This is a genomic window from Brevibacterium sp., from assembly GCF_052105255.1.
Classification (GTDB): Bacteria; Actinomycetota; Actinomycetes; order Actinomycetales; family Brevibacteriaceae; genus Brevibacterium; species Brevibacterium linens_B.
Window position 1 is genome coordinate 1 of sequence record NZ_JBQDYQ010000120.1, and the last position, 3,043, is coordinate 3,043.

The 3,043-nt window shown below is 65.6% G+C and carries 2 protein-coding genes; both read right to left on the minus strand.

Translation table 11 applies throughout. The features are described 5' to 3' along the window. A partial coding sequence (gene exaC / locus ACTIIH_RS16140; protein WP_441452838.1) for an acetaldehyde dehydrogenase ExaC occupies positions 1 to 1,511 on the minus strand: 1,511 nt, incomplete at its 3' end. Positions 1,512 to 1,656: 145 nt separating this feature from the next. Then, complete coding sequence (locus ACTIIH_RS16145) at positions 1,657 to 2,934, minus strand: GAF domain-containing protein (protein WP_441090211.1); 1,278 nt, start codon at positions 2,932 to 2,934, stop codon at positions 1,657 to 1,659. Positions 2,935 to 3,043 lie beyond the last annotated feature (109 nt).

Here is a 3,043-nt window from a genome sequence, read left to right on the forward strand (position 1 = left end):
TGGGCGTTCTCCGAGTAGCTGACGAGCAGGTTCTTCGTCTGCTGGTAGTGATCGAGCATCATCTTGTGGTTCTCGCGACCGATGCCCGAAGCCTTGTACCCGCCGAAGGCCGCATGAGCCGGGTAGGCATGGTAGTTGTTCACCCACACACGACCGGCCTGGATCTCGCGACCGGCCCGGTAGGCGGTGTTGCCGTCGCGCGACCAGACACCGGCGCCGAGGCCGTAGAGCGTGTCATTGGCAGTGGCCATGGCGTCGGCGTAGTCGGAGAATGTCGCGACCGAGACGACGGGCCCGAAGATCTCCTCCTGGAAGATGCGCATCTTGTTCGTGCCCTTGAAGATCGTCGGCTGCACGTAGAAGCCGCCGGCCAGATCCCCGTCGAGTTCGGCCTTGCCGCCGCCGGTGAGCACCTCGGCGCCTTCCTGACGGCCGATGTCGAGGTAGGACATGATCTTCTCGAACTGGTCGTTCGAGGCCTGGGCGCCCATCATCGTGTCCGTGTCGAGCGGATTGCCCTGGACGATCTTCTTCGTCCTGGCCACGACCTTCTCGAGGAAGGGATCGGCGATCGATTCCTGGATGAGCGCACGCGACGGGCAGGTGCAGACCTCGCCCTGGTTGAGAGCGAACATCGTGAAGCCCTCCTGGGCCTTGTCCGCATACGAATCGTCCTTGGCCAGCACATCCTCGAAGAAGATGTTCGGCGACTTTCCGCCGAGCTCCAGAGTCACCGGAATGATGTTCTGCGAGGCGTACTGCATGATCAGACGACCGGTTGTGGTCTCACCGGTGAACGCGATCTTCGAGATCCGCTTGTTCGACGCCAGCGGCTTGCCGGCCTCCAGACCGAAGCCGTTGACGACGTTGAGCACGCCCTCGGGCAGCAGGTCGGCGATGAGCTCGACGAGGACGAGGATCGAGGCAGGAGTCTGCTCGGCGGGCTTGAGCACGATCGCGTTGCCCGCGGCCAGCGCCGGTGCGATCTTCCACACGCCCATGAGGATCGGGAAGTTCCAGGGAATGATCTGGCCGACCACACCGAGCGGCTCGTGGAAGTGATACGCCACGGTGTCATCGTCGATCTGCGAGAGTCCGCCCTCCTGTGCCCTGATCGCTCCGGCGAAGTAGCGGAAATGATCGACCGCCAGCGGCAGGTCGGCGTTGAGGGGCTCGCGGATCGCCTTGCCGTTGTCCCAAGTCTCGGCGACGGCGATCATCTCGAGGTTCTCCTCGATGCGGTCGGCGATCCGATTGAGGATGTTGGCCCGTTCGGCGACCGAGGTCTTGCCCCAGGCCGGAGCCGCCTTGTGCGCGGCGTCGAGAGCGAGTTCGATGTCCTCAGCGGTGCTGGCCGGGACCTCGGTGAAGGTCTTGCCGGTGACGGGGCTGGGGTTCTCGAAATAGTTGCCCTTGACCGGCGGCACCCACTGACCGCCGATGAAGTTCTCATACCGGGACTTGAAGGTGACGAGCGACCCGTCCTGACCAGGCTGTGCGTAGACAGTCATTGCAACTCCTTTGATGCGTCTGATTCCACCGGATTGTCTCCGTGTGACCACGACGCTACCGAGCGCAACGTTGCATGTGGGTTGCATCACATCGCCGAGGCGGCCGCCCCGTCCCGCACACCGAACCGCAATCGGTTCGCCGAGTTCAGAGGCCCAGCGCCTCCAGGCGCACGACCGCGGCGTTGCGTTCGGCGGCCTCGGGCGGTGCCAGACGCAGCACTGTCATGAGGACTTCGACGTCGTCGCGGAAGTCCGGCAGGTTCGCGAACCGCCACAGCTGCTGCCAGGTTCCGTCCTGGAGCAGGGTCTCGCGCATAAGCGCATCGACCTCCGCCGCGATCTCGCGGACTCCCGGCGCTTCGGAATCCGGCAGGACGGTCCCCCTGAACTGCTCGAGGGCCGAATCCGTGTCACCGCTGGCCAGAGCCTGCACGGTGAGCTCCAGATCCGAATCGACGTCCCCGCGCAACCGATAGGGGCGGGCGTCGATGCGCAGATCGCCGAGGCTGCCGATCGTTCTGCGCAGACGATTGATCTCCGCCCGGACCGTGACTTCGCTGCCGCCGACCGACCACAGCCGCTCCACCAGTCCGGCACCGCTGATGCCGTCGGGACGCCTGTGCAGCAGCAACAGGATCTCGGCGTGCCGACGGCTCAGGGGAATCCGCGTTCCATCGGGGTTCTCCAAAGCGGGGCTGGGACCGAGCACTGTCAGTCTGGTCCCGGCCGCCTCGGTGCCGGTGTGCATCTGCTGCGGCGTGAAGAGCTGGGACAGCTGAGCCCCGGCGGCCTTCGCCGTCGACGACAGCAGCGGCAGCACGATGGAGGACACGGCGTCGTCTCCCCCGGTGACATCGATGATGCCGATGACCTGCCCGGTCAGCGGGTGGGTGACGGGGACGGCGCTGCAGCTCCAGGAATGGACGTCGGGTGCGAAATGCTCGGCGCGGCTGACCTGCACGGGCCGGCCCGATCGCAGGGCCAGGGCCGGTGCGGAGGTGCCCATCACCTCTTCTGACCAGTCCGACCCGGAGACGAAACCCATGGCTTCGGCACGGTCGCGCACGCCCCGCTCCCCCTCAACCCACAGCAGTCGCCCCTGTTCGTCGCCGAGGGCGGCCAGCAGTCCGGCGTCTTTGGCGGGTTCGATGAGATGGGACCGCAGCAACGGCATGATCGCGTGGAAGGGATGTCGCCGGCGCACCTCGGCGAGACGATCGGTTTCGAATGCGACCTGGACCTGCACGCTGTCGGGGTCGCGCAGCCGGGCCAGAGACCGGTCCCATGATTCCAGGACCGAGGTCCGCACCCCGGGCCCTGACGACGGCAGGTGGAGGCTCGTCTCCGACGGTCCTGCCAGACGCTCATGTGCGCGTCGAACGGCGCTCTGATAGGTGTCTTCGAGCAGCAGCGTCGAATCCATGGCGGACGGTCCACCTCCATCGGCGGGTGTCGGAAGAGTGTTTCAACTGCTCATAATCTAATCGCGAACCTGCCTGTGAACAAGGCCCCGTCCGCTCCCAGAACTACCT